Source organism: uncultured Veillonella sp., assembly GCF_900545795.1.
GTDB lineage: Bacteria > Bacillota > Negativicutes > Veillonellales > Veillonellaceae > Veillonella_A.
The window spans coordinates 114,187-136,708 of sequence record NZ_URAR01000003.1 but is presented as its reverse complement, the minus strand read 5'-3'; the positions used below and the strand labels follow the sequence as shown (position 1 = coordinate 136,708).

Sequence of the window (22,522 nt, the reverse complement as noted above, 5' to 3'; positions counted from 1 at the left end):
GTTCTACTATGATGTGTTTTTTAGTTACTATGAGATATGTTCTTTGCAGTTATATTGAAATGTAAAGTATAATAAGTAGTAACGCTTAATAATTTGTATTGTACGTATGTAGCAAGTTGTGAAGTATACAGATAATACATTGTATAGTTCATAGAGAATGAATTGTATAGTTTATAGGATATACATTGTATTAAATACTACTGTAATTAGACATAAAATACGCTGAGTGGCGTCCTTTACGCAGATAATAAATTGTATTAATAATACTGTCATAAGGTTATAAGTTATACTAGATATTAAAGTGTAGTAAAATTATATATTAGTTAATAGATATGAAGGAGACTTTTATGAAGCAGGCCATTTTACTCGTTGCATTTGGCACTACTGTAGAGCATGCTAGAAAGCGTCAAATTGATGCGGTTGTAGAATATATACGCAATCAGTATCAGGCGTACGAAGTGAGATTAGCTTTTACGTCCCGTATTATTGTAAAGCGATTGCGTGACCGTGGCGAGGTAATCAACACTGAAATCAGTGCTTTGGAGGCACTCATTGCAGATGGCTTTGAGGAGATTATTGTACAGCCTTTGCATTTTACTGGTGGAGAAGAGTTTGATAAATTAAAGCAAAATATATTGGCCTATGAAGGTCAGGGCAGTCTTAAAAGTCTTCGTGTAGGTCGCCCTTTATTATATTTTATGGGGCAAGAAGAACGGCCAGATGATTATGATATACTCATAGATGAATTTATTCGTCCGTGGCTGGCTGAGCAAAATCTTAAGGATGATGAAGGCCTTGTGTTTATCGGCCATGGTGGTCTTAATGTGGGTAATGCCTGCTATGGTGTATTGCAATTAAAACTATGGCAGCAAGAGTTACGTCATGTGCGTATTGCGGCTTTAGAAAATTATCCTATGTTAGATGATGTTGTTATACCTTGGGCGTGGCCTAATGAGCAGGTGCCTAAGCGGATTCATCTACATCCCTTACTATTAGTTGCTGGAGATCATGCATTGAATGATATTTTTGGCGATGATGAAGATAGTGTAGAACAGCAATTGAAAGCTTATGGATATGAAGTGGTGCGCCATGAAAAGGGTTTAGGCGAATATGAATGGATACAGAAAATATATGCGGCTCATTTGGCTGATGCCATCGAAAAACGCTATGAAGGGCGCTCAAAACATCGTCCAGCGATACCAAATATAAAGTAAGTGATACGAAACATAAAGTAAGAAATATTAATTGTAAAGTGATGGAAGATAATATAGTTTAGACTTAATAACATAAGGCTTATATGTAAAGGAGTATATAATGAAGGGTAAATTGTACGGAATTGGTGTTGGTCCAGGTGATTCAGAATTATTAACTGTAAAGGGCGCGCGTCTTATTGGTGAAGCGGATGTGATTATTACCCCTAAAACAGAAAAGAAAGATGGGTCGGTGGCACTTAATATAGCGAAGCCTTATATTCAGGACCATACTGAAATTGTACCAGTAGTATTCCCTATGGTTTTGAATGATTCAGAGCAACAAGAAGGATGGGAAGAGGCGCGCCGCATTATTGGTGGGCTTCTCGATGAAGGCAAACAAGTTGTATTTTTAACTTTAGGTGATCCTATGTTTTATAGCACCTATATGTATGTATATCGTTTGGTAGAGCAAGCGGGGTACGAAATTGAAACAGTGCCTGGTGTAACGGCGTATTGTGCGATTGGTGCTCGCTTAGGGTATCCTATTGTAGAAAAAGAAGAAGTATTGGCTATTGTGCCAGCTACAGCGCCAAAGGATAAAATTGACAAAGTTCTTTCAGTGGCAGATGATACGGTAATTATGAAAGTATATCGTAATTTTGGTGAAGTACAGGATACGTTAAAGAAATATGATATGGCTGATAATGCAGTTATGATTAGCCGCTGTGGCCTCGATGGAGAAGAGATTTATGAAAATGTTGCGTCCTTGCCACGAGATTTAAAATTAAACTATTTATCTACTATTTTAACTAAGCGCAAAAATCGTTAATTATATAGATTAAGGTAAAAGTATTTAATTTAGTTTGAGTACGCAGACCATTAATTAAGAGTTAAGTGTGCATCTTATTAAGTAAGTGTTTAGTTTAAAAGCATTACTTACCATTTTATTATTGTTTATTTTTAGGCTCTGTATTTTGTAGTCTAAGGAGTGATGTGATTGGATTCATTAGACGCTAAAAAAATATTAAAAGCAGCACCAGATGCATTGATTCGAAAAGCTACAATGGCTGATGAAGATAATGTAGGTCAAATCTCTTGTCCTCGTGTTGTTATAGCTGGCACTAATTCAGGTGTTGGCAAGACTACGATTGTGGCAGGTATATTGCGATGCTTAGCTAATGAAGGGCTACAAGTGCAGGCCTTTAAAGTGGGGCCGGATTATATTGATCCAGGCTTTCATAAGGAAGCCAGTGGTCGCGATTGCTACAATTTGGATACCTGGCTGGTACCGGCTCATAAATTAAGTGGTTTCTTTGCAAAGACGAGTGAGTCCGCTCACATTGCTATCATTGAAGGTGTTATGGGCCTCTATGATGGGGGACGAGATGGTGTAAGCTCTACGGCAGATATTGCTAAGCGCTTACACGCACCAGTGGTACTCGTCATTGATTGTAAAGCTATGGGTGAAAGCGCGGCTGCTATTGCTAAAGGCTTTCGTGATTATGATAAAGACCTATTGTTTAGTGGCGTCATATTAAATCGCATTGGTAGTGCTAATCATGAAGCTATGATACGTCAGGCTTTAGAGCGATTAGATATTCCTGTGCTAGGTGTTATTCGCCGTGATGAGCGCATGAAATCGCCTGAACGTCATTTAGGTCTAACGCCTGTTACGGAGCTAGATGTGAGCACTACTTTAGAGGTCATCAGTGAATGCATGGCAGAGAGTATAGACTTTCCAGCTTTGCTAGACGTCGCACAATCGGCAAAGCCCTTAGTTAAAGACCTTGCTATTGAAAGTGAGGCGGACATATCAGCAACAGTAGCTCCACATGAGTTAGCTGTGGACAAAGTCGCGCCTAATTTGATAGCGTCTGTTCGAATTGGTATTGCTCATGATGAAGCTTTTTCTTTTTACTATCCTGCCAGCTTAGAGGCATTGGAAGCACGAGGTGCGGAGCTCGTTTATTTTAGTCCCTTGCGGGATAAGACCTTGCCTAATGTGCAAGCCTTAGTTTTTGGCGGTGGTTTTCCTGAAATGTTCTTATCCCAGTTGAGCCAAAATGAAGCTATGAAGCAGGCGATTTGCGAGGCTTCCGCCAATCAAATGCCTATTTATGCTGAATGTGGTGGACTCATGTACTTAACAGAAGCTGTAGTAGATTTTGAAAAACAGGAGCTCCCTATGGTAGGGCTTGTGCCAGCTATTTGCGCTATGCAAGATACTTTGCAACGAGTGGGCTATGTAGAAGCTACAGCTTTGCAAGATACTATATTAGGTCCTAAGGGCATGACTTTGCGAGGCCATGAATTTCATTTCTCCACTATGGAATTAAGCATAAACGAATTAGAGTTTCCTTGGGCCTTTCAATTTGAAGGAGGACGGCAACGTCAAATCTATACAGGTGGTTATAGCAAGGGCTCTTTATTAGCTTCTTATTTGCATATTAATTTTGCCGGCAATGATGAGGCGGTGGAGAGCTTTTTAAGTGCTGCAAGACAGTATGTAGGCAAGTAAGTGTATGCAAAAGTTAAAATTAAATGATATAGACTAAATAGATACATATATGAAACAAGCTATAGATGAAGCAAGTTAAAGAGAAAGCATGGTGTAGATGAGTATGCTATAGAAACATGCTTTAGAAGTAGGTTATAAATTAAACTATTAAAAATAGAATGCTATAAATTATAAATAGAATACTATAGATAGATGTTAGATTGTATGAGGTAGAGTATGGACGGATTAATTTTAGTCAACACAGGGCCAGGTAAGGGTAAGACTACGGCAGCTCTAGGTACTGCTATTCGAGCAGCTGGGCAGGGGCTACGGGTGTTGATTTTACAATTTATAAAAGGCTCCATGAGATATGGTGAACTCAACAGCATTGAAGCGCTTCAGAAAGCAGGGCTTGCCATTGAGTTGCGCCAAATGGGCAAGGGCTTTGTATACCATAAACAAAAGGGAAGTCCTGAGGAAATAAAAGCCCATGAAGAGGCGGCCGCAGCTGGATGGACGCAAGTGGAAGAAGAAGTTCGCTCTGGCCAATGGGATTTAATTGTCTTAGATGAGATTAACTATGCCATCGATTTTGGGCTTGTAGACTTAGCTAAAGTAGTGGATCTGTTAAAATCAAAACCTGAAGGGCTACATCTAATTTTGACAGGCCGTAATGCAAAACCTGAAATTATTGAATTAGCCCATACAGTGACAGAAATGGAACCTATTAAGCATGCCTATGAGCAAGGCATTAAAGCAGTAAAAGGCATTGAGTTTTAAGTGTTAATTCAGACTGTTTGCATTTTATGAATTATATCGAATATTATAGAATTGATGCTTGAAAAAATATGTATACATGCGTATAATTGAATTGTAGATAAATGATTATCATTAGTGACCAATAGTATTAATGGGTTATAGGTAATCATTATGTATTAAGACTATAAGAGAGTTCTTATAGATTGTTTGTATCTCCAAGGGGGTTATAATCATGGCATTAAGTAACTATGTAAAAACTGCAGACTTCAAAAATGAGAAACACGTTCCTGTAATTACTGCACCTGATACAGCAGCAGTAGGTGAAAAAGTTCGCATCGAATTAGCAGTGGGCAAAGATATTGCACATCCTAATACTACTGAACATCACATTGCATGGATTAAATTATACTATGTAGAAGAAGGCACAACTCTTCCTTACGAAGTAGCTCGCTTAGAGTTCAATGTACATGGCGAAGCTGGTGCAGGCGCTAACGAAGGCCCTGTATTTGCTGAAGCAGAAGGCGTTGTTGTAGCAAGCTTCAAAAAATCTGGTAAATTAATTGCTACTTCTTACTGCAATATCCATGGTTTATGGGAATCTGAAAAAGATATCGTAGTAAAATAATTAATACGAACTAAAGCCGAGCGCAAGCTCGGCTTTTTCTTTGCTTTTTGCTTTACAGATGAGTCCAATATATGGTAAAGTACTTTTATATATTTTTATACGCTTTGAATTGTATGTATAGTTATTTAGTTATTTTGAGAAGTAAAGAGGGATTGCTGTGGCCTTAATTGTTAAAAAATTTGGCGGTAGTTCAGTAGCTACGCCAGAAAAAATCTACAACATAGTCAATCGCGTGTTGCGCGATAAAAAAGAAGACGACCGCATAGTAGTGGTTGTTTCGGCCATGGGTGACACTACCGATGATTTAGTATGTTTAGCTAAACAAATTACCTCTCGTCCTTATGGGCGTGAAATGGATCGTTTGTTGTCTACAGGCGAACAGATTACTATTTCTTTAATGTCTATGGCATTTATGGAAAAAGGACAGCCGGCTGTATCTATGACTGGCGCACAAGCTGGTATTGTGAGCAGTGACAATTATGGTAAAGGGCGCATTTTAGATATTGACCCTAGCCGTGTTTTTGCTGCCTTAGATGAAGGCAATATTGTAGTCGTGGCTGGTTTCCAAGGGATTACTGATTTTGGCGATATTACGACATTAGGTCGTGGTGGTTCTGATACAACTGCAGTAGCTTTAGCGGGGGCAATGAAGGCTGATGTGTGTGAAATCTTTACCGACGTGGAAGGCGTATATTCTACAGATCCACGAATTGCACCGAATGCACTTAAATTACCAGAGATTACATATGGTGAAATGTTAGAAATGGCTCGCTTAGGCGCTGGTGTTATGCAACCTCGAGCAGTTGAAATGGGCGTACGTTATGGCGTGCCTATTCATGTACGTTCTACATTTAGTGATAATGAAGGGACAATTATTCGGGAGGATTATACTATGGAAGAGAATAAACGCACTGTAATTGGTGTAGCAGATGATACAAATGTAGCTAAAGTGTCTTTAATTGGCGTTGAAAATAAACCAGGCGTGGCACATACTATTTTCCAAAGCCTTGCGGATAAGAATGTGGATGTAGATATGATTGTACAGAGCATTCGCACTGTTGAAGATCAAGTGACTGATATTGTATTCACTATTACGCGTGACGATGTAGTATTAGCGCGCGATGTTATTGAAGAATTAAAGAAAAATCTTCAAATGGAAGACTACAGTATCAATGAAAGCATGGCTAAAGTATCTATCGTAGTGGCTGGCATGCTAGGTCAACCAGGGATTGCGGCGCAAATGTTTGGCATTTTCAGCGAAGAAGATATTAACATTGAAATTATTTCTACTTCTGAAATTAGTGTAGCTTGTCTAATCGATGAAGCGCGTGTTAAAGATGCTATCCGTGCTATTCATGACAATTTAGTGGTGAATAATCGCGGCTAAGAATAGGCTTAGTAAGGCATTGTAAATTATTTAAAATATATAAAACTCACTTTATTCTTAATGTGTTAAAGCAGTTGGATAAAGTGAGTTTTTTGTGTTTTCATAATGAAAAAATCTATCACTTGTGATACTATTAAAGAGTAACCTATTTATTGGGTAGGTATTTCTACACTAATAAAAGGTATATAAAAGACTGTAAAAAGAATTATTATAAAATGAATTACATTTGAGTATATATGTTAAAAGGAGCGTTATATATGAAACAAAATGAAATATATTCTGGCTTTCGTGTGGAACGAATCGAGCCAGTTCAAGAACTTAATAGTAATGCCTATTTACTAAAGCATGAAAAATCAGGAGCTCGCCTCTTATATATTGATGCGGAGGATCAAAATAAAGTATTTTCCGTATCATTTCGCACGCCACCAAAGGATAGCACCGGGGTTGCTCATATTTTAGAGCATTCCGTATTGTGTGGTTCGCGTAAGTTCCCTTTAAAAGAGCCTTTTGTGGAACTTGTTAAAGGGTCTCTTAATACATTTTTAAATGCCATGACCTATCCAGACAAAACCATGTACCCTGTGGCTTCTAAAAATGATAAAGATTTCCATAATTTAATGGATGTATATTTAGATGCTGTATTTTATCCACGCGTAGCTACGGATAAAGAAATTGTTATGCAAGAAGGCTGGCATTATGAGCTAGACTCTGCTGATGATGAATTGACTTATAAAGGTGTTGTTTATAATGAAATGAAGGGTGTATATTCTTCAGCCGATTCCATTTTAGACACTCATATGATGGCTGAACTGTTCCCAGATACAACTTATGGCGTTGACTCTGGCGGCAATCCAGACCATATTACTGATTTGACTTATGAAGGCTTCCAACAGTTCTATCAACAATATTATCATCCATCTAATAGTTATATGTTCTTATATGGCACGATGAATATTGAAGAGCAACTGAAATTTATTGATGAAGAGTATTTAGCTAATTTTGATGCTATTACAGTAGATTCTGAAATTGCAGTTCAAGCTCCATTTGAAGAAGGCAAAGTGGCTTCCTATGCCTACGGTATTGGCTCAGAAGATGATCCTGCAGGCAAGACTATGCATGCCCTTACTTATGTAATGCCAGACATGGACGTGGAGAAGAGCTTAGCCTTTGATATTTTAACTCATGCTTTATTGACTTCACCGGCCGCGCCATTAAAAGAAGTATTGGTAAAAGCAGGCATTGGTAGCGACATCAGTGGCTACTTCTTAGACAGCTTGCGTCAGCCAATTTGGAATATTACTGTAAGTGGTTCTGAAATGAAGGAACAAAAGCGCCTACAAGAGCTAGTAGAGGCTGAATTGTCTCGCATGGTCGATACAGGGCTTGATAAAACTTTATTAGAAGCATCTTTAAATATTACTGAATTTGCTCTTCGTGAAGCTGATTTTGGTGGTCGTCCAATTGGTCTTGCTTATAGTATTCGCGTTATGGATCAATGGATTTATGACAAAGATCCAGTAGCGGTACTTCGTTATGATGCGGCATTAGCAGCGATTCGCGAAGGTCTTAAGACAAACTATTTTGAAGAGTTAATTCGTCAGTGCATTTTAGAAAATAATCATAAAGCCTTAGTGTCCATTTATCCAGAAAAAGGCTTGCAAGAAGCTAAAGAAGCAGCTGAGCGTGAAAAGTTAGCCGCTGTAAAAGCTAGTATGAGTGCTGCTGAAATTGAAACAATTGTGGAGGAAACTAAGAAGCTTAAAGAGCGTCAAGCGACAGCGGATACAGAAGAAGCATTAGCGACAATTCCGCTTTTAGAATTATCTGATTTATCGCCTAAAGTAGAGCATATTGAGCGACACGATGAAGAGGTAGACGCAGCGCGTTTACATTTTGTGCCAACTAATGCGAAGGGCATTAACTATACAGCATTTTACTTCAAGCTCAATAGTTTAACTGAAGATGAGTTATTTTATGCCAATGTAATCAGTGATATTTTAGCTCGCGTTAATACAGAAACGCGCTCTTATGAAGAGGTAGCTAAAGATATTAACTTAAATCTAGGCGGTTTTAGTACTGATGTAGTGGGACTTCCTAAGTATAATGAACGTCAAGCCTTTGTACCTATGCTTGTAGTAAGAGCTAAAGCTTTACATAGCAAACTCTTTGATGTAACACGTATTATTTCTGAGCTGTTAACGGCTACTTCTTATAAGGATCAAAGTCGTTTAGTAGAGCTCTTAAGTGAGCTTAAGACGGTTTGGGAAACAGAAGCGTTCCGCCGCGGTCATACAATTGTTTCTAATCGCGTTATGGCACAGGTGTCTGATATTGGTAAGTTCCGCGATTTAACCGGTCTTTCCTATTTTAAACAATTAGCGGATACCCTAAAAGATAAAGCGGCTTTAGCTGAAATGGGAGATAAATTAACTGCTGTAGCAAAGAAAATTTTCCGCGCTAATAATGTGGACATCATGTTTGTGGGGGAAGCCCATGAATATGAAGTGTTCAAAGCACAAATGGCAGAAGCTTTGCCAGCATGGCCTCATGAAACCTATGCTGAAAATCAGCTACAATTAACTCAAACGTATGAAAATGAAGGCATTGTTACAGCTGGTAAAGTTCAATATGTTGCTCAGGGTGGTAACTTTAAAGACCATGGCTTTAAATATGTAGGGGCAATGGGCGTATTGGAAACGATTCTGCGCTATGAATACTTGTGGACACGCATCCGTGTACAAGGTGGTGCCTATGGTGCTTTTGCTAATTTCTACAACAATGGCAACATGGTACTTTGCTCTTATCGCGATCCTAATTTGACAGAAACACTCAATGTGTATAAAGAATTGGCTGACTTCCTTCGTAAGTTTGAAATTTCAGATCGTGAAATGAGAAAATACATTATTGGTACCATGAGTAATTTAGATATTCCGATGACACCAGCGCTTCGTGGTCCACGAGCTATGGGCTTGTACTTTGGCGAAAATAATGAAGGGGCTGCTGAGAAATTTAGAGAAGCCGTGATTGTAACACGCCCAGAAGATATTCGCGCTTTAGCTGATGTAGTAGAAGCTGTTATGGGCGATGCGCATATTAGTGTTATGGGGAATGAGCAAAAAATTAAAAATGCAAGTTCTGTTCTTGGTCAAGTGAATACCTTGCCACAATAAAGGACAAAATTGTCGATTTATGGTATAATTTAATGAATGAGCAAAGGCCCTAGGCGTGAGCTTAGGGCTTGCTTATTCTATGTGTTGAATTGCTCTTGGCATTGAACTTTAGTATTACAATTACTATGAAGTGAATTGAGAAGTAAAGTCCAAGGAGCCTATTAAAAGGAGGAAATACATATGAAAAAGAAATTATTAGCAACAGCTCTTGTAGCGTCTCTTACATTTTCCAGCGGCATGGTAGCCACTACACAAGCTTTCAATTTAGGTAGCTTTTTAGGTGGTGCGTTAAAAGTTGGTGGCGTTGGTATTGTGGTGGATAAATTTGGTGGTCAAATCAATGACTTCTTAAATAAAATTTTAAGTCAAAACAATTTAAGTACAACCTATACAACTAAAGTAGTTCCTATCGTGAGTGTAGGTACTAGCGGTTATATCGGGGCAGCTCAAGTAACTGGCCCAGCATCTGAAGTAGAACGCGTAGAAGCAGTAGCACAATTAGAAGCTAGCTTTAACAATGTAGCGCGTATTAAAGGTTTAGTGCCAATTGATAGCAAAAATCCTACATCCGCTACTCGTATTCAAGGTGTAGGCGTATCTGCTATTATTGATATTAAAATCTAATGTATAGTTAAGATATGTAGTTAAGAAATCTGACTAGATATAGAAATCAAGTAAGTTTTACATAGAGAGCTCGTTATAGCCTGAAGCTAACTTAGTATATAGTTAGCTTTAGGCTTGTGATTCTAATAGCCGTGGAGGAAATATGAAAAAACAAGTCGTACTGTTAGCTGTGGCAGCATTGTTTTCAGGACAAGTTTGGGCTGCACCAGAGACTGTATTAGAAAAAACAGATGCTTTGGAAACTTCTATTTATGGTTCTGCTCAAGTAGGAGCTTTAGTAGATCGAGTAAATCAGATTAGCCAAACTGTATATGGTAAACAAACTGAAGGCACTATTACCTCCCGCGTAGAGTCCTTATATAGTTCTATTGCTGGCGATGGTCAAGGCAAAATATCAGTTGAGCAAAAACTAGCTATGCAGGAATGGTCTTATCAAAATAAGGTGGGCGCTGGTTCGCTAGTATCCCGTGTGGAACAATTAGAGCGCAGTGTTAATGGGCGCATCGAAACTGGCTCATTAGAAGCGCGCATTCAAAATCTAAGCAAAACGATTAATGGCAAGCCTTTAAAGCTGACTTCACAAGTAGGGACTATTAATAGCTCTGAAGTGTTTGCAGTGACTTTAGATACACCTATTTCTACAAAAACTAATAAAGTAGGTGATACCTTTGAATTCACTGTTGCTGAAGACATTATGGATGGCAATGTCCTCTTAGTTCCTGCTGGAACGACTGGCAAAGGTCATGTGTCTGAGATTAAATCAGCCTCTTCCTTTGGCCGCAATGGTAAATTGGACTTTGTATTTGACACAGTGCCAACTATTAATGGTGAATCCTTTGTAGCAATACAAGGTGAAGAAGCCAAGGAAAAGACTAAACAAGAATTAAAAGCTGCTGGTGCATCTGTGGCAGGTGCTGTATTGCTTGGGCCAGTAGGTCTTGTGGGGGGCTTCTTTATAAAAGGTAAGAATGTTGAGTTACCTGCAGGTTCTACTATTTATGTACAGCCGCAAGAAGTAGTAACTGTACAAGGCGTAGTCGTTGGTGGCGATGGCTTACCTCATGGTACGAGCGGTTCTATTACGGAGTCTAATTACGATGAGTATGAATTAGGAAATCCAGATGAACCAGTTACATTAGTGCCTGCTGATGAGACAAGCACTAGTGCTACTGATGAACACGAAGAAGTAGTAGAAGAGCATGTAGACGATACTTCTAGTGAGGCCGTAGAAGAAGATACAACTCATGAAGAAGTAGAAGAGGACACTGTTGAAGACGAAGATCAGGCAGAAGAATCTACTCATGTAGCTACAGCACCATCTCAACCAATTGTAGTGGTAAAACGAAATTAAAAATATTACATAAATGAGGTAATTAGTAAATGGTAAGGAAGAAAGCGAAATATGCTTTAAGTGCGGCCTTAGTTTTGATGCCATTGGTGGCAGTGCATGCAGCCGATACTAACACAGAGGATGCAGTTGATGCAGCCAGTCAGAATACTACTGGTGCATCGGCATTAGCTTTACATACAACAACGCCTACAACTGTTAGAGTCGTAGATTATACAGAAGAGGATGCAGCTGTAGAATATAGTCAAAATACGGCTGTAACGATGAATACAAAGGATGATTTAATAAACCCTCCTATTAAAGTAGTTCGTCGCGGTACACCAAAACCTACTGAAGATCCAGCGACTTTGCCGGTGCGCGTTGATGCAGATAGTATGTATTATAGTGATTTAACTGGCAATGTAGTCGCTGTAGGTACTGTAGAAGCTCGCCAGGGCAATCGTGAGCTATATACTGATAAATTATTAGGCAATAGCAAGACGCAAGACTATACAACAGAAGGTCCATTTCGCTTTTTAGAGGATAAGGGACAAACCAAGGATCTTACAGGGGCTAATTTACAATTTAATAGCGGCACTAATGCAATGGTAGCACCTGATGTTATAGGCTTTGCAGCGCCTTATTATGTAAAGGCTAAAAAAGCCGAATTTGATGGAAATACAGGGCTTATAACTGATGGCTGGGTTACAACTAAACATGCTATGGCTTACAAAGGTGTACCAGATTATCGTATTGAAGGTAGTACTATTGAAGTATATCCTGGTGATAAAGCCATTATTAATGATGCTAGGTTCTTCATTAAAAATGGTAAGATAATGAGCATGCCACGCTATGTAGTATCCTTGCGTAAAGATGAGTCTAAGCTAAATGTTTTTAGCTTTATTCCTCGTCCTACGTATAATAGTGATGATGGCTTTGGCTTAAAAGGCAGCATTGAATATCCAATAGGTGAACATGGAGAGCTTTTCTTCAAATATCAATGGATGACTAAGGAAGGCTTTAAGCCAAGTTATGGTTATCGTCATTACTTCCCTTGGGGCGGTATGCGCTTTGGCGTAAGTCGTGAATCAGCGACTCTTAATGCCCGTACTGTATGGGTTGAAAAGCGCCCTGAATTCTCCGTCTATACTAATACATATCATATTGGTAGCACCCCATTTACTGTGCGTGGTGAAGGTAATATAGGCTATTGGAAAGAAGACTATATTAAGGGCAGTCATTATATGTTTAAAGGCGAGTTAAGCCATGATGCGATTCGCCCAACTAAGAATACAAGCTTACGCTTCCATTTAGGTTATCAACGAGATCATTATGGTTATAATGATTTAACGCGTAGCATGCCTTATTGGGGTGTCAGTGCAAACTGGAAAGTTAATGACAAAATTCGAGTATGGTCTAGTTATAAGCAACATAATATTGATGCGAAATCTAATTCGCCATATCCATTTGACCGAATTGACATTCGTCGCAATTGGACAACAGGTTTCTCTGTGCAAGTAAGTCGCTTAGATAGACTTAGCGTTATTTTAAAACGCGATGTTCAAACGGGCGAGCTTCGTTATGTAGACTATACTTGGTACCGTGATATGCACTCCTTTGAAGGTTGGTTGACATATCAGTCGAAACAGAAGAAATGGAGCTATACAATTGTAGCAAAAGACTTTTAATTTATAGCGTGTTTTAGAATTTAGAGTATTTTAGAATATAGCGCAATAACCTGTCATATTTAGGTATGACAGGTTTCTCTTATGTGCTGCTGCATGGATATAGAGTCTCTTATTCAGTCAAAATTGTGAATAATAAGTGATATATAAGATGTAAAATTATGAGTCATGACTTATATGGGCTATGAGAAATGGTCTTTAGGTGAGAGATCGCAAGGGGATTTTTGATTTATTTTGGTTAAGTGAGGTCTTATTATGAAAACTGTAAGAAAAGCTGTAATTCCGGCGGCCGGTTTTGGTACGCGATTTTTGCCAGCCACTAAGGCACAACCAAAGGAAATGCTCCCCATTGTTGATACACCAGCCATTCAATACATTGTAGAAGAAGCCTTAGCTTCTGGCATTGAAGAAATTCTTATTATTACAGGGCGCAATAAGCGAGCTATTGAAGACCATTTTGATACGAGCGTGGAATTAGAACAACTATTGCAGCAACAAGGGAAGCAACAACAGCTTAATATGGTACGGTCTTTGGCGAATATTCGCGTTCATTTTATCCGCCAAAAGGCGCCTAGAGGCTTAGGTGATGCAGTGCTTTGTGCTAAAGCATTTATAGGCAATGAACCATTTGCCGTGCTTCTTGGTGATGATGTGGTATATAATCCTGAATATCCTTGCTTGAAGCAATTGATTGATTGTTATAATGAACGTGGTGGCACTATCTTAGGGGCACAGTATGTGCCACAGGATAAGGTAAGTTCTTATGGTATTGTAGCGGGCAAGCCTATTAATTCTAATTTATATGAAGTGGAAGGTTTAGTTGAAAAACCAAGTCGCGATTTAGCTCCGTCTAATTTGGCGGTATTAGGGCGCTATGTATTGGAGCCTGAAATTTTTGAATTATTAGAGCATACGCCACAGGGAGCTGGCAATGAAATTCAGCTTACTGATGCCTTAGCACGACTTTCTGGCAAAGTATATGCTTTAAGCTATGAAGGTAAGCGTTATGATATTGGCGATCGCTTGGGTTATTTACAAGCGACTGTGGAGTATGGTTTACAATCACCATTATGCGGTGAAGATTTTAAAGAGTACTTGCTAAATTTGGCTAATAGTTTAGAGCAAGATAAAGAAAATTAAGCTAAAGTAATATAAGTAATATAAGTGTAAAAGTAATAAAAGTGTAAAAGTAATAAAAGTGTAAAAGTGTAAAAGTGTAAAACTCCCTATGAGCTAGGAAAAGTTCATAGGGAGTTTTTTATATGGATATAGTGTATCGCTTTGATTGTGATAAAACAGGATGAGCTGCAGTACTGCTTGTGCCCCAAGTTATAAATCCATTTAGCTATTGATGCATGGATGGTTAACATATAGTTAACTAATGAATTTAGTTGGGTTGACAAAAGAGCCTAGCTTATATATAATCAAAACAGATTGTAAGGGATTTTATAGGTAGGCGCCAGTAGGGAGGCTAAGATGGACGGTCCAGTAATAATGCAGTACACGCAAAATACTTTGCGTACACTGTTTAAAACGCTCATCAAGTCCTATCCGGATTGCCCCAAGGACGTTGTCATTGGTAAATTAACTTGGCAATGGCTGGCGCCCTCTTGTGGATGTGACGAAGAAGCACGAAATAGTGAATCCCTGGGTAAATGTAGCGAGGCTGTTGGGCTAAGTAAAGAGTATGCTTTAGATGATAGTGCTACTATTACTGCTAAGACTAATACTAATACTAATACAAATACTAATACTAATACTGTGATTGCTAATACTACTGCTTTTTCTTACGAACAGTCTATTCCTAAATCAGTTGACTATAATAAGAAGGCATTTTGGCTCACCATGCAGGCCTGTAATATGCAATTAAGTGAATTAGTACAACGTATACAGAGAGATACAAGTGATTATAAAACTTCACTGTCTGTAGAGTGTAAGAGCATGTCTAGTGCGAGTGGTGAAGGAATAAAACCTCTAGTCATTTCAAAAGAAGAGATATTGGACTTTGTTTTTGCTGTGGAGGATGAAAATCTTATCCATCGTAATGCGCCCTATGTAGTACCGGGCTGCTTATTGTTGGAGAAGTTATTATTGCAGTGTATACCGCAAGTCTTATGTAAAAAAGCAGATTTTCAAGGGATTAGGGATTTTCAAGGAATTACGGTTTTTCAAGAGGTTACAGAGTTTCAAGCGACTACAGACTTAAGTCAGACTACTATACAGAAAGTCGATATGAAATTTAGAGCACCTGTACATGCCAATGAAGAGCTGGTATTTGAACTGGACGAAACAGATCGAAATATTTCAGCTAAAGTAGAAAATAAAATAGTATTTACAGCTAAGCTTACATGGAAATCTTAGCATTTATTATTATAAAGGAAGTGTAGATTTTGAATACTCGAACAATTACTAAAATGGCCTTGCTAGTAGCCCTTTGTGGGATTGCAGCATTTTTATCCTTTCCATTGCCTTTAGTGCCAGGCATGGTAACGGCCTTGACGATCGTATTTTGTTTAATCGGTTTGATGTTACCACCTAAAGAAGCATTTATTACATTGTGCTTATATGTATTATTAGGCGCTATTGGTCTTCCTGTATATACAGGTGGTGCTAGTGGCATGGCTAAATTGTTTGGACCTACTGGGGGATTCATTTGGAGTTTTCCTATTGCTTATACATTATTGAGTATTTTTAAGGGGCCAAATAAAGTATTGTCTTACTTTATTCGCGCTACTATTATTACAATTCCAATTACTCATTTAATGGGCATGGCAGGGGGCATGATTTATAGTAATTTATCTTTCATGCAAGCATTTTGGAGTTTTTCCGCTCCATTTATTCCTTTAGACATTGTAAAATGTTTTATTGCTGCGTGGATTGCAGTGGCGATGAAACGGGCTGGTATTTAGGTTGATTTACAACGTATTACTAGTATTTGAAATGATTTAAAGTGTATTGTTAATCTTGGCCTTGAGTCTAAGATTATTGCGAGTATTCATATTGTTTAAGGTATATTACAAGTATTAGTATTGATTTAAGGCATATTGAAAGTATTGACTTAAAGAGTATTTTAGAGAATATTTTGAGAATAACATATATAAGAGGGTATGGAATGGTAAAACAAGTAAATTCTTTTCCCAATGTATATATAATGGGCGGCCTTAGGACGCCCATTGGTGTTTATAAGGGACAATATAAAATGATACGGCCAGAATTTTTAGGTGCTGCCGTATTAAATGAACTGCATCGCCAAGGTTATAAGGCAGAGGAAATTATCTGTGGTAATGCAGTCGGCACGGGTGGGAATATAGGGCGGCTTATGTCTTTGTACTCCGCTTATGGCGAAGCAGTACCCAGTTATACTGTAGACATGCAATGTGCTTCATCAGCCATGGCTATAGGGCAAGGATTTCGCGCTATTCGCAGCGGACTAGTAGAGAATCTTATAGCTGGCGGTATGGAGAGTTGCTCTTTGCAGCCAATGCGCGTATATAGTCCTGAGGATAGTCGCTTTAAGCAGATGCCGTATAATGCAGACCATGAGAAGGCAAATGGGCAATATATGGTGGCACAATTTTCGCCACATACTCTTTCGCCTGCAACGATGTTAGAAGGGGCCCATGCTACAGCTTGTAAACATAGTATGACTAAAGAGGAATTAGATTTTTGGACCTTGCGAAGTCATTCTCTAGCTGTAGAAGCTAAGGAGAAACAGCTTCTGGAGAAGTATATTGTGCCTAACTCTATTTTAAAAGTCGAATTAGGTTCAATCATGGAACAGGCGACGGCTAAATTAGTGGAGCATAAGACGAATCAATTAGTGGAGCATAAGACGGCTAAATTAGTCGCGAACATGGATCATAAGACAGCTGGATTTGTCCCTCCTATGGACTATGAGAAGGCTGGATTAGAAGATGTTATGAGATATGAATTGAGTCGCTCTGATTTTAAGGATGAAAGTATTAAGTCTCGCATGTCTCAGCGATTGTTAGATCGAATGCCACCTATTTTACATAGAGACTCTTTGCTTACGGCAGCCAATACTTGTTACACTCATGATGGCGCTGCCTTTGTAGGTTTAACTACAGAGCCACAAGAATTTAAAATTGTAGATATTTTACCTTGGGCGGGAGCACCACAATTAAGTCCAGAAGGGGCGTGGCAGAGTACGGAGGCTATTTTGAAACGAAATCACTTGACCATGGACGATATGGATGCAGTGGAATGGAATGAAGCATTTGCAGTCATTGATGTACTTTTCGAACGAGCATATAAAGAACATGTGCACAAATACAATCAATTGGGCGGAGCTTTAGCGTATGGTCATGCTTATGGTGCTTCAGGGGCTGTGAATTTATTGCATTTGATGGCTGCTTTGAAGCATTGTGATGGCCATTATGGTGTGACCGCTATAGCTGGTGCTGGTGGCACGGGCGTAGCCATGCTAATTGAACGGCAGGTATAGGCGTAGTTGTTTTCGTTTTCCTTGACTAGAGGAGGTTGTACTTTTGGGAACAGAGCATGAATTATTTCAACGATTGGAATTATATAGTCGCACACAGCCTCAAAAGGCCGCACTAGTCATTGAAGATGAAGTGATAAGCTATAAAGCTTTATGGGATGAAATTACCAGGGCTTGGGACGTGAAAGATAATATTAAAACTAATGAAGCTACTAAGACTGATAATGACACTAATTTTAAAACTGCCACTAATTCTGAAACTACCATATCAAATGGAGTGAGATATTCCGTAGTAGAACTCATCCAAACGTATAATATAAAATCACAATTAGTTGCTTGGTTACGGGCTATTTATGAAGGGCGTAGACCAATTATTTGCCATGCTGATTTAAATGAAAAGCGCCGTGGTGAGCTATTGACTCGTTATAAATTAGAGTCAGTTGATTATAGTCTAGTAGATAAGGGCTGTGAAATGGCGGAGGAGGAAGCTCTGATTAGTGAGACTAGCTCATTTTATATATCTAAATTAGCCATTCCAGAGCAGGCCTCTTTTGGTGTGCTTACATCAGGTACCACCGGTCTGCCTAAGGTGCTTTGGCGTAGTCTAAGGAGTTGGGTGGATTTTTTTGACGAGCAAAATCGCGTGTTTAAAGTGCAAACTGAGAGCATCTTATTTATCCATGGGAGCATGAGTTTTACAGGTAATTTGAATAGTCTATTAGCCATGCTCTATGCTGGTGGCACCACGATTGTGGCGGGAGTGTTACGACCTAAGCGATGGTACCAATTATTAGTGCAATGGGGCGTTACTCACATGTATGTGTTGCCGACGAAACTTCGCATGCTGTTACCTTGTTTAAAAGACAATGTATCTACACTTCAGCTTATTTTTACGGGATCACAATTATTAGATTATAAACTAGTATTAAATTTAAAAAAGAAACAGCCACAAACCGAATGTATTTTATATTATGGGGCCAGTGAGTTAAATTATATTACGTATTGCACCTTTGATGAGTGGCTTGAAGAGCCTAATACAGTAGGATATGCTTTTAAAGGAGTCTCGGTGAGTTTAGATGAAAAGTCCTGCATTAAAGTAGATACGCCATATGGTATTGAAGGTATAGATCGACCGTTCTCTGTAGGCGATGTGGGTGAATTTTCAGCTACAGGGCGTTTATATTTTAAAGGCCGCGCCGATGCGATTATTAATCGTGGGGGCTATAAATTATCTCTTCCTTATTTAGAATCAGAACTATTATGCGTTGATGGCATAGATGATGTAGTAGTGCTAGCTGTGGACGATGACTTGCGTGGAGCACAGCCTGTAGCCTTTATAGTGCCTACTGAAGGGGCTTTGGCTGAAACAATTAGTCGAGCCATTCATAAACGTTTCTTACCAAAGGAATGTCCAAAGCATATATTCTGGCTTAAAGAGTTACCACTGACGAATGCGTCAAAAATTGATTTAGGGGCTTTACGTGCTCTCTATGAGGAACGCGCAGAAAAATGACAAACCAGTCATTAATTGGTAGAGCCGCTTATTAGAACGCAAATAGACGCATGAAAATCGGGAAAATAAAGTAGAGCGAGAAGACTTTCGCGGAGAGGTGCCAAACCTCATTTTTCCTTATGCCTATTATATATAGTATAAAATATTGAAATGCGCTACAAGATATTGTATAATTAACAAGAACTTAATTATACAATATCTTTTTTATAAGTGTAAAAATAAAAGAGCTAGTAGGGACTGGCATATAAGAGCTAGTGACTCTTAGTAGTCACTTAATTTTTTTCTGTTCTTTTCAGGAGAATAGTTATTTACGCTTTGGTTATATACTATATATTGTATAAAATGAAGAAACTATAGGAGGCATAGCTGTGTTAGAGGTAATTAAACGGGATGGCCAAAAGGTACCATTTGATAAAACAAAAATCGCAATAGCAATTGAAAAAGCCATGAATAGCAGTACTGGTTTATATGAAGCAGGTCTTGCTGATCGTATTGCTAATGAAATTGAAGAATACGCCCATAAGATTGATAAAGCATTAACTATTTATGCTATTGAAGATCAAGTGTACTACAAACTGTTAGAATACCATAATCCAGCGACTGCTCGAGCCTATGAAAATTATAAAGCCGTACAGAGTTTTAAGCGCAAAGTGAATACGACTGACGAAGATGTATTTGGCTTGTTAGACCGCAGTAATGTGGCAATTTTAGACGAAAACTCTAATAAAGATGCAGCTATTGTATCAACGCAACGCGATTTGATTGCTGGGGAAGTGAGCAAGGATATTGCACGTCGTAAATTAATTCCTGCTGATATTGTGCAGGCTCATGATAGCGGTGCTATTCATTTCCATGATATGGACTATATTATTCAGCCTATGTTCAATTGCTGCTTAATTAATTTGAATGACATGCTTACGAATGGCACTGTCATTAATGGCAAGAAAATTGATACGCCTAAATCTTTCCAAGTGGCGTGTACTGTAACGACTCAGATTATTGCGCAAGTGGCATCAGGGCAATATGGTGGGCAAAGTATCAATGGCATCGACCGCATTTTAGCTCCATTTGTGCGTAAATCTTACGATAAAATTTTAGCTAATGTACTGGAAGAGCAAGTTGAAATCTATGGCATCAAACCAGATATGGAAAAGGCCAAAGAAATTGCTTGGAAGCGTACGCGCAAGGAAGTCAAAGATGGCATTCAAACGATTCAATATCAAATCAACACATTGATGACAACTAATGGACAGGCTCCATTTGTTACTTTGTTTATGCATTTTGACCCTAATAGTGAATACGCTAAGGAAGCGGCACTCATTGACGAAGAGATTTTAAAACAACGCATTATTGGCGTTAAAAATGAAGCCAATGTATATATTACGCCAGCTTTTCCTAAATTAATTTACGTGCTCGATGAACACAATATTCATCCAGATGCACCGTACTATTATTTAACTGAATTAGCTGCTCAATGCACGGCTAAACGCATGTATCCAGACTATATTTCTGCGAAGAAAATGAAGGAAAATTACGAAGGCAATGTATTTAGTCCTATGGGCTGTCGCGCTTTCTTGTCTCCTTGGAAAAATGAGCAAGGCCACTATGTATTTGATGGCCGCTTCAATATGGGCGTAGTTAGCTTGAATTTACCTCAAATTGGCATTTTAGCACGTCATAGTGAACAGCGTTTCTTTGAAATTTTAGATAAACGTTTAGACTTAGTAGAGAAAGCTTTATTGCTTCGTTATGATTTATTGAAAAATGTAACCAGTGATGTGTCGCCAATTCATTGGCAACATGGGGCTATTGCACGTCTTAAAAAAGGTGAGCCTATTGGCAAATTCTTAAAAGGGGGCTATGCGACTATTTCCATGGGCTATATTGGCATGTATGAAGCCACTAAATTAATCACCGGTGAGTCAAATACTGGAGAAAAGGGCCGCCTTTTTGCTATGAAGGTTATGGAGCGCTTAAATGCAGCGATTCAGACTTGGAAAGAGCGTCATAATATGGGCTTTGCTCTTTATGGTACGCCAGCAGAGAGCTTGACGAATCGCTTTAGCTCGATTGACCGGGCACGTTTTGGTGAAATTGAAGACATTACAGATAAAGGCTATTACACCAATAGCTATCATGTAAATGTGCGCGAAGAAATCAATGTATTTGATAAATTTAAATTTGAGTCAGAATTTCAAAAGAAATCGACTGGTGGCTGCATTTCCTACGCTGAAATTCCTAACATGACCAATAATATTCCGGCTGTATTGACTATGATTCAGTATATTTACGATAATATTTCTTATGCTGAATTTAATACTAAATCTGATTATTGTCATGTATGTGGTTTTGATGGTGAAATCAAGGTTAATGATGACAATCAATGGGAATGCCCTCGCTGTCATAATGCAGATCGTGATAAACTCACCGTTATCCGTCGTACTTGTGGTTACTTAGGAGAAAACTTCTGGAATGAAGGTCGAACTAAGGAAATCAAAGATCGTGTTATGCACATTTAACACAGTTAGCATATAAAAATAAATAACAGGTCATGTATAGCATGACCTGTTATTTTATCTATAAAGGGATTCAATATATTGAAAAATATAGAGAAAACATAAAAAAACATAGAAAAATATAGAGAAAAGATTGGAAAAGGGATAGAGTTATAGACTCGTGATTAAGTAGTGCTCAAATAGGAGTTAAACTAGTAGTTTGGAGGCGAAATTATGAATTATGGTCAGATTAGAAAATACGATATTGCTAATGGCTCCGGCATTCGCACATCCATTTTTGTAACTGGTTGTACTCATAAATGTTTTAATTGTTTCAATGAAGAATATCAAAATCCTGAGGCAGGTCAGTTATGGACTGATAAGGAGACAGCCGAAGTTCTTTCTTATGTAACAGATCCTAATGTGGCAGGCCTAACTTTGCTTGGTGGAGAGCCCTTTCAAAATGTAGATGGACTTTTACCAGTTGTTCAAAAAGTGAGAGAAGCGGCCCCTACAAAAGACATTTGGGCCTATTCAGGGTATACTTGGGAGCAACTTATTGCCTGTGAAGCCAAGAAGGCCTTACTTGAACAATGCGATATCTTAGTAGATGGCCGTTTTGTTGATGAATTAAAAGATCCGAGCCTTCGCTTTAGAGGGTCTAAGAATCAACGTATTATTGACGTGAAAAAGAGCTTGGCGCAGGGGGATATCGTTATTGCTATGAATTAGGTCGCATTGGCAATTATAAGGGCAGAGGCATATACGGAGACTTATAAGGAGAG

At 38.6% G+C, this 22,522-nt stretch carries 17 protein-coding genes; all 17 read left to right on the top strand.

The annotated features are described in order from the left end of the window. The first annotated feature begins 347 nt into the window (after positions 1 to 347). The 17 genes from QZR90_RS02825 (at position 348) to nrdG (ending at position 22,469) form a co-directional block, all read left to right on the top strand. Positions 348 to 1,214 carry a sirohydrochlorin cobaltochelatase gene (locus QZR90_RS02825; RefSeq protein ID WP_295788541.1) on the top strand — a complete coding sequence of 289 codons (867 nt, stop codon included), beginning with the start codon at positions 348 to 350 and terminating at the stop codon, positions 1,212 to 1,214. Between the two features lie 100 nt (positions 1,215 to 1,314). Then, on the top strand, positions 1,315 to 2,022 hold the full coding sequence (gene cobI, locus QZR90_RS02820; RefSeq protein ID WP_295788538.1) for a precorrin-2 C(20)-methyltransferase: 708 nt from the start codon (positions 1,315 to 1,317) through the stop codon (positions 2,020 to 2,022). Between the two features lie 234 nt (positions 2,023 to 2,256). Beyond that, positions 2,257 to 3,711 carry a cobyrinate a,c-diamide synthase gene (locus QZR90_RS02815; protein ID WP_295788582.1) on the top strand — a complete coding sequence of 485 codons (1,455 nt, stop codon included), beginning with the start codon at positions 2,257 to 2,259 and terminating at the stop codon, positions 3,709 to 3,711. 216 nt (positions 3,712 to 3,927) lie between these two features. Beyond that, a complete protein-coding gene (cobO, locus tag QZR90_RS02810) occupies positions 3,928 to 4,470 on the top strand; it encodes a cob(I)yrinic acid a,c-diamide adenosyltransferase (protein WP_295788536.1) in 543 nt (180 codons plus the stop codon). A 211-nt stretch (positions 4,471 to 4,681) separates the two neighbouring features. Further along, on the top strand, positions 4,682 to 5,074 hold the full coding sequence (locus tag QZR90_RS02805; RefSeq protein WP_295788534.1) for a class II SORL domain-containing protein: 393 nt from the start codon (positions 4,682 to 4,684) through the stop codon (positions 5,072 to 5,074). A gap of 157 nt (positions 5,075 to 5,231) precedes the next feature. Further along, the gene (locus tag QZR90_RS02800; RefSeq protein ID WP_295788532.1) at positions 5,232 to 6,461 is read left to right on the top strand and encodes an aspartate kinase; all 1,230 of its coding nucleotides are present in this window, start codon (positions 5,232 to 5,234) and stop codon (positions 6,459 to 6,461) included. A gap of 257 nt (positions 6,462 to 6,718) precedes the next feature. After that, positions 6,719 to 9,631: an insulinase family protein gene (locus QZR90_RS02795; RefSeq protein WP_295788530.1), complete on the top strand. Its 2,913-nt coding sequence runs from the start codon at positions 6,719 to 6,721 to the stop codon at positions 9,629 to 9,631. Between the two features lie 180 nt (positions 9,632 to 9,811). Continuing rightward, positions 9,812 to 10,255 carry a hypothetical protein gene (locus tag QZR90_RS02790; protein ID WP_295788528.1) on the top strand — a complete coding sequence of 148 codons (444 nt, stop codon included), beginning with the start codon at positions 9,812 to 9,814 and terminating at the stop codon, positions 10,253 to 10,255. A gap of 142 nt (positions 10,256 to 10,397) precedes the next feature. Beyond that, the gene (locus QZR90_RS02785) at positions 10,398 to 11,606 is read left to right on the top strand and encodes a hypothetical protein (RefSeq protein WP_295788526.1); all 1,209 of its coding nucleotides are present in this window, start codon (positions 10,398 to 10,400) and stop codon (positions 11,604 to 11,606) included. Between the two features lie 29 nt (positions 11,607 to 11,635). Next, positions 11,636 to 13,270 carry an LptA/OstA family protein gene (locus tag QZR90_RS02780; protein WP_295788524.1) on the top strand — a complete coding sequence of 545 codons (1,635 nt, stop codon included), beginning with the start codon at positions 11,636 to 11,638 and terminating at the stop codon, positions 13,268 to 13,270. Positions 13,271 to 13,522: 252 nt separating this feature from the next. Next, entirely contained in the window at positions 13,523 to 14,407 is an 885-nt protein-coding gene (galU, locus tag QZR90_RS02775; protein ID WP_295788522.1) for a UTP--glucose-1-phosphate uridylyltransferase GalU, read from the top strand. A 336-nt stretch (positions 14,408 to 14,743) separates the two neighbouring features. Further along, entirely contained in the window at positions 14,744 to 15,628 is an 885-nt protein-coding gene (locus tag QZR90_RS02770) for a hypothetical protein (protein ID WP_295788520.1), read from the top strand. 29 nt (positions 15,629 to 15,657) lie between these two features. Next, positions 15,658 to 16,176 (top strand): biotin transporter BioY, encoded by a 519-nt coding sequence (locus tag QZR90_RS02765; RefSeq protein WP_295788518.1) that lies wholly within the window; start codon positions 15,658 to 15,660, stop codon positions 16,174 to 16,176. A 203-nt stretch (positions 16,177 to 16,379) separates the two neighbouring features. Then, entirely contained in the window at positions 16,380 to 17,732 is a 1,353-nt protein-coding gene (locus QZR90_RS02760; RefSeq protein WP_295788516.1) for a beta-ketoacyl synthase N-terminal-like domain-containing protein, read from the top strand. Positions 17,733 to 17,775: 43 nt separating this feature from the next. After that, positions 17,776 to 19,242 carry an AMP-binding protein gene (locus QZR90_RS02755; RefSeq protein WP_295788514.1) on the top strand — a complete coding sequence of 489 codons (1,467 nt, stop codon included), beginning with the start codon at positions 17,776 to 17,778 and terminating at the stop codon, positions 19,240 to 19,242. A 368-nt stretch (positions 19,243 to 19,610) separates the two neighbouring features. Then, a complete protein-coding gene (gene nrdD, locus QZR90_RS02750; RefSeq protein WP_295788511.1) occupies positions 19,611 to 21,761 on the top strand; it encodes an anaerobic ribonucleoside-triphosphate reductase in 2,151 nt (716 codons plus the stop codon). A 210-nt stretch (positions 21,762 to 21,971) separates the two neighbouring features. Then, positions 21,972 to 22,469, top strand: coding sequence for an anaerobic ribonucleoside-triphosphate reductase activating protein (nrdG, locus tag QZR90_RS02745; RefSeq protein ID WP_295788509.1), 498 nt, complete (start codon positions 21,972 to 21,974; stop codon positions 22,467 to 22,469). Positions 22,470 to 22,522 lie beyond the last annotated feature (53 nt).